Annotated in this window: 6 protein-coding genes; 3 read left to right on the forward strand and 3 right to left on the reverse strand. The window is 64.1% G+C overall.

Annotated features, from left to right (window positions below; all coding sequences use genetic code 11):
• On the forward strand, nucleotides 1-1601 hold a 1601-nt coding region (locus ACTS2Z_RS07560), incomplete at its 5' end, for an ABC-F family ATP-binding cassette domain-containing protein (RefSeq protein ID WP_442572605.1).
• A gap of 13 nt (nucleotides 1602-1614) precedes the next feature.
• Here the strand turns inward: ACTS2Z_RS07560 and ACTS2Z_RS07565 are convergent.
• From ACTS2Z_RS07565 to ACTS2Z_RS07575, 3 genes are read right to left on the reverse strand one after another with little or no spacing between them, the layout of a single operon-like run.
• The gene (locus ACTS2Z_RS07565; RefSeq protein ID WP_442572606.1) at nucleotides 1615-1908 is read right to left on the reverse strand and encodes an I78 family peptidase inhibitor; all 294 of its coding nucleotides are present in this window, start codon (nucleotides 1906-1908) and stop codon (nucleotides 1615-1617) included.
• Entirely contained in the window at nucleotides 1905-2354 is a 450-nt protein-coding gene (locus tag ACTS2Z_RS07570) for a DNA polymerase III subunit chi (RefSeq protein WP_442572607.1), read from the reverse strand. The genes ACTS2Z_RS07565 and ACTS2Z_RS07570 overlap by 4 nt, the downstream gene beginning before the upstream one ends.
• A gap of 12 nt (nucleotides 2355-2366) precedes the next feature.
• On the reverse strand, nucleotides 2367-3839 hold the full coding sequence (locus ACTS2Z_RS07575; protein ID WP_442572608.1) for a leucyl aminopeptidase: 1473 nt from the start codon (nucleotides 3837-3839) through the stop codon (nucleotides 2367-2369).
• A 173-nt stretch (nucleotides 3840-4012) separates the two neighbouring features.
• Between ACTS2Z_RS07575 and ACTS2Z_RS07580 the strand changes: the two genes are divergently transcribed.
• Both ACTS2Z_RS07580 and ACTS2Z_RS07585 read left to right on the forward strand, forming a co-directional pair.
• On the forward strand, nucleotides 4013-5137 hold the full coding sequence (locus ACTS2Z_RS07580; protein WP_442572609.1) for an LptF/LptG family permease: 1125 nt from the start codon (nucleotides 4013-4015) through the stop codon (nucleotides 5135-5137).
• Nucleotides 5134-5823: LptF/LptG family permease (locus tag ACTS2Z_RS07585; protein WP_442572610.1), on the forward strand; the 690-nt coding region annotated here is incomplete at its 3' end. The genes ACTS2Z_RS07580 and ACTS2Z_RS07585, both read left to right, overlap by 4 nt.

Raw genomic sequence — 5823 nt, forward strand, 5'->3', positions numbered from 1 at the left:
CCGAAGCCGAAACGGCAACCGATCCGACGCGCGTTGCCGACATCCAGACCCGCCTTGCCGATATCGACGCGCACTCGGCAGAGGCACGCGCCGGCGCGATCCTTCATGGCCTCGGCTTTTCCAATGCCGACCAGCAGCGCCCGTGTTCGGACTTTTCCGGCGGCTGGCGGATGCGCGCCGCACTGGCCGCCACGCTGTTTGCCCGCCCCGACCTGTTGCTGCTCGATGAGCCGACCAACTATCTCGATCTCGAAGGCGCCGTCTGGCTGGAGAATTACCTGCAGAAATTCCCCGGCGCCGTGCTGCTCGTCTCCCACGACCGGGGGCTCCTGAACGCCTCCATCGACATGATCGCGCATCTAAAAGATGCCCGCCTGACGGTGTGGGAAGGCGGCTATGACCAGTTTGAAAAGCAGCTCGCCGAGCGCCAGCGCCTGACCATGAAGCTGGTGGAAAAGCAGGAGGACGAGCGCCGCCGCCTGCAAGCCTTTGTGGACCGCTTCAAGGCCAAGGCCAGCAAGGCCCGCCAGGCCCAGTCGCGGGTGAAGCGGCTGGAAAAGATGCAGCCTGTCGCCACCTCGGTTGCCGATCCCGTTGCGCCCTTCGACCTGCCGGTTGCGCCGCGCCGCATGGCCAATCCGCTGGTGCGCCTTGATGCAGCCGCGACGGGCTATACCGAAGACACACCCATTTTGAAAAACATGGATCTGCGCATCGATATCGATGACCGGATCGGGCTTCTGGGCCGCAATGGCGCAGGCAAGTCGACCTTTGCCAAACTCCTCACCGGGCAGATACCCGTGCTCTCCGGCGCCATGCGCATGCACAAGAAGCTGGAGATTGCCCATTTCGCCCAGCATCAGATCGATGCCCTGCATCCCAACACATCGGCCTATCAGCACATTCTGGAGCTGATGCCCGATGCGACAGAGGCCCAGCGCCGCGCCCGCCTCGCCCGTTTCGGCCTGCCCGGCGATCGTCAGGAGACGCCCGCCAAGGACCTGTCCGGCGGCGAGAAGGCGCGCCTTCTGATGAACCTCATCAGCTTTCACGGCGCCCATCTGCTCATTCTCGACGAACCGACCAACCATCTCGACATGGATAGCCGGGCGGCCCTGATGGACGCGATCAACACCTATGAAGGGGCGGTGATCCTGATCAGCCACGACCGCCATCTGATTGAGGCGTGCGTCGACCGGCTCTGGATAGCCGAAGGCGGCACCGTGAAGCCCTATGAGGGCGACATGGACGAGTACCGCAAGCAGCTCCTGCGCCCTGAAACCGACGCGGGTGCCAAGGCGAAAGCAAAGCCTGACATCAAGCTGGAGCGACGCAAGGACGCGGCCGAGGCGCGTTCCAGGCTGAAACCGCTAAAGGCAGAGGCCACAAAGTGGGAGCGCGAGGCCGAACGGCTGAAAGGTGTTCTCGAAACCATCGACAAGGGGCTGGCCGTGCCGGGCCTCTGGGAGAAGGACCCGAACCTTGCCGCCGAACTGACCCGCAAGCGGGCCCGCGCCGAAGAACTCATCGAGGCGGCAGAGCTTTCATGGCTGGAAGCCGAAGAGGCCTACGAGCAGGCGCAGCTGGCAGCAGGGGCGTAACCCGGTTACAGCCCTAGCCGCAGGTCACCTGTTCGACGCGGTTGTCTTCGCCAATGACGATATTCATCCGGTCGGAGCGGTAATCCATCGTTACCGCATCGCCGCGCCCGTAAATGCGGTGGGGCACCGGCAGGGTCGAGGTGTCGATCTCGCCGCGAAGCTGGCCGACCAGCAGCTGGAATTGCGCGGCGGGACATTCGCGGCCGCCGGACAGGTCAACAACCTCGTCCACGGTCTCGGTCTCCACAGCGGTTGCACACGCGGCCAGCAGGGCCAGCGAAGCGATTGAAGCGGCGTATCGGATCATCCCTGTTTCTCCCAGCGTCCCTGATCGGTCTGCTTCCAGTAGGAAACAGCATTTGCAGTCTTTTTCATGGCAGACCAGAGCGTGCGTGCGCGCTGCTTGGCTGCCTCGTCCGCATCCTCGAACAGCAGGATAACGCGGCCCCACCCGTCCGGGTTGCCCGGATCGGCGCCGCCCAGACAGAACAGCATGTCGGCCTGGTTCACATTTCGGGTCTCGGTGGAGATCAGCACAGGCTGGCGCGGCGCGCCGGGATCGCGGTCGCGCCCGTGCGGCAGGAAGCTGTCATCGCGGAATGTCCAAAGATGCGTGTCCAGCCTGGCGGCTGCATCCTCGTCGGGCACGACGACAAGCGCCCGCGAGCCGCGCTCCAGCACCTTCTGGAGCAGGCCGGGCAGAACCTCGTCCGCACCGGCCTTTTCCAGATGGTAGAACCACAGCTCGGCCATCAGCGCGCGCTATCAGTTCTCGTAGTAATCGCGGACAAAGCGGTCCAGCAGGCGCACGCCATACCCGGTACCGAAGGCCGGCTGGCGCGGGTCCTTCGAGCCGGAATGCATGGCCGTACCCGCAATGTCGATATGGACCCACGGCTTGCCATTGACGAAGCGCTGCAGGAATACCGCCGCAGCTATCGAGCCGGCATTGCGGCCCTGCCCCAGATTTTTCATGTCGGCAATATCGCTGTCGATCTGGCGGTCATATTCGGGACCGACCGGCAGGCGCCACACGCCCTCATCGGAAGCCTTGCCAGCCGCGAACATCCGGTCTGCCAGCTTGTCATCGTTGGAGAAGATGCCGGCATGCTCATGGCCGAGTGCGATCAGGATCGCACCGGTGAGCGTTGCCAGATCGACGATGAAGGCCGGGTCATACTTCTCTTGCGTGTACCAGAGCGCGTCGGCCAGGACGAGGCGTCCCTCCGCATCGGTATTGAGGATTTCGATGGTCTGACCGGACATCGAGGTCACGATATCGCCCGGACGCTGCGCATTGCCGTCCGGCATGTTTTCCACCAGCGCGACCACGCCCACGACATTGACTTTCGCCTTGCGGCCCGCAAGGGCACGCATCAGGCCGACAACGGCGGCCGAACCGCCCATATCGCCCTTCATCTCTTCCATGCCCGGTCCGGGTTTGAGCGAGATACCGCCGGTATCGAAGGTCACGCCCTTGCCGACAAAGGCGAGCGGCTTGTCGCCTTCCTTGCCGCCATTCCACCGCATGATGACCAGCTTGGCTTCACGCACCGAACCCTGGCTGACACCCAGAAGCGAGCCCATGCCGAGCTTCTTCATCTGCGCTTCGCCGAGCACCTCGATCTCGAGGCCTTCCTTCTCCAGCTTGGAGATGCGCTTGGCGTATTCCTCCGGGTAGAGAATGTTGGCCGGCTCCATCACGAAGTCGCGGGCAAGCTTCACACCTTCTGCAACCGGCTCCCAGCTCTTCCAGGCCTTCTTGGCGGCCTTGTCGTCGGCTGCCACGATTTCCACCGTGCCGAGCGAGGGCTTGCGGTCGGCTTTCAGACGGCTGCGATACTGGTCGAACCGGTAAGCCGCCAGCGAGGCGCCGAGTGCCGCGCGCGAGGACAGCTCTCCATCTTCTGCATCAATGTGGAGCGACAGGGTCTGCGTGCCGCCGAGGAGCAGATGCTTCACCGCTGCCGCGACCGCCTTTTCGTACACATTGCCGGTCACCTGTTTTTTCGCGCCGAGGCCGTAAAGGACGACACGGGCAGCCTTCAGGCCCGACGGAGCGGCAATTTCCAGGACCTGACCGGCATCACCGGTAAAGCGCGATGCCTTGATGGCGCGGGTCAGCGTGCCGCCGGACGCATCATCAAGTGCCTTGGCCGACGGCGACAGCGCAGCCTTTTCATAAACCGCAACGCCAAGAGCATCGCCGGAAGGTTTCGAGGCAAACTTGATATGCATGGGTTTCCTTTCTGACTGACAGGTCTGGCAGCGCGCGCTGGCGCAAAACGGGCGGCAACAGGACGCGCTGGCCAAACTGCGGGAATTTGGCTGGCTTTAGTGGTATCCGATCTGAAGCCGGGGTAGAAGTCCGCTGTAACACTGACGACCGCAAGGGCCGGGCCTGCTTTGGTATGAGACTTTTTCAGCGCTACGCTTTCCGGCAAGCCTTGATGCCCTTCCTCACCGCGCTTGCCGCGCTGACTGGCCTTGCGATCCTCACCCAGTCCCTGTCCAACCTGAACCTGGTCGCTGACCGGGGCGAGACGCTGCTGGTTTTCCTGTGGGTGACGCTGCTGGCCGTGCCGCAGATCGTGGCCCTGCTCATGCCAATCGCGGTCTTCATCGCCTGCGCGGGCGCGCTCAACCGCATGATGAGCGAGTCCGAACTGACGGTTGCCGCCGCCGCCGGGCTCAGCCGGCGCGAACGCCTGTCGCCCTTCCTGCGCGTCGCCGTCTATGCCGTGCTTATCAATCTGGCGGTAAACCTCTTCATCCAGCCGGCGGCCTATCGCGAGATGCGCCAGGCCATTTTCGAGGTGCGCACCGATATTGCCGCCTCTGTCATGCGCCCTGGCGAATTTGTCGCCATGGGCGTCGATGTCACCTTCTATGCCCGCACGCTGGGCGATGGCGGGGTGATGAGCGATGTCTTCATCGAGGACGGGCGCGGCTCGTCCGGCACCGCCTATTCGGCCCGCCAGGGCCAGATCACGAGAGCCGAGCGCGGGCCGGTCATGCTGCTGCGCGACGGGGTAGTCTCCCAGATCGAGGAAACCGGCACGCTCTCCAGCCTTACGTTTGACAGCTACGAGTTCGATCTGACGGCCTTTGTCGATCCGACCGACGCCTTCTTCTTCAAGGAAAGCGACCGCTACCTGCCCGAACTCTTCAACCCCAGCCCCGGCGATGTCGCCCGTGCGCGCGGTCATGCGAGCCTGCTGGCCGAGGGCCATTACCGCCTGTCGGCCCCGCTCTACAATCTCGCCTTTGCCATGATCGCGCTGGCGGCCTTTCTCAGCGGTCCGCCCCGGCGGACCGGATATGCCAAGGGCGTGGCGCTGGCTGGCGCGTGCGCCCTCATCGTGCGCCTTACCGGCTTTGCAGTCCAGGCAGGCGCATCGAGCGCGCCGGAGCTTAACTGGCTGCAATATGCCATCCCGCTCGCTGCGATACTGGGTGCCTATCTCGTGATCCTGCGGCCCATGCGCCTTGTCACGCGCTGGGCCGGGCTCCGGCGGGAGCAGACCGCATCATGAGGCTTCTGACCCGCTACCTTCTCTGGCAGAGCTTTCTGGGCATGGCCGGCGCCGCGATTGTCGTGATTGCCGTGATCCTGCTGATCGACTTTGTCGAAACCTCACGCGACATCGCAACCCGCGTCGATATCCCGCCTGCTGATGCGGCGCTTTTCAGCCTGCTCAAGCTGCCCCTCCTCATTCAGGACACCCTGCCCTTCATCGTGCTGTTCGGCGTGCTGTGGACGTTCTTCCGCCTGAACCGGCGCAGCGAGCTGATCATCATGCGCGCGTCCGGCCTGTCGGTCTGGCGTATCATGGCGCCTGTTGCGGGCCTCGCCGTCGCGACCGGCCTTGCAGGCAGCCTGCTTTTGAACCCTCTGGGCGCAGCCACCAATGCCCAGTTCGAGGCGCGCCGCGCGGCACTGTTCGAAGACAGGCCGGTCGAGGAAATCAGCGGTGCCCGCGTCTGGCTGCGCGAGGTGCGTGATGACCAGTTCGTCGTCATCGCCGCGCAAGGCATTGACGATGCCCGCCTGATCAGCCCCGTCTTCCGCATCTATAATCCGGGCGGCAGCGAAGGCGGACGCCCCATGCTGGAACAGCAGATACAGGCGAGCGAGGCCCGCCTTTCGAGCGGTTTCTGGCAACTCAGCGATGCTGTCGAATACCGCCCTGAGTCCACCGCCTCGCAGCTGGGGGACATT

This window comes from Glycocaulis sp., from assembly GCF_052168375.1.
In the GTDB taxonomy this organism is placed as follows: Bacteria; Pseudomonadota; Alphaproteobacteria; order Caulobacterales; family Maricaulaceae; genus Glycocaulis.

Coding starts and splice junctions, on each gene's coding strand:
- ACTS2Z_RS07575 (WP_442572608.1), bottom strand. CDS start 3,839: ATGCATATCAAGTTTGCCTCGAAACCTTCCGGCGATGCTCTTGGCGTT.
- ACTS2Z_RS07580 (WP_442572609.1), top strand. CDS start 4,013: ATGAGACTTTTTCAGCGCTACGCTTTCCGGCAAGCCTTGATGCCCTTC.
- ACTS2Z_RS07565 (WP_442572606.1), bottom strand. CDS start 1,908: ATGATCCGATACGCCGCTTCAATCGCTTCGCTGGCCCTGCTGGCCGCG.
- ACTS2Z_RS07570 (WP_442572607.1), bottom strand. CDS start 2,354: ATGGCCGAGCTGTGGTTCTACCATCTGGAAAAGGCCGGTGCGGACGAG.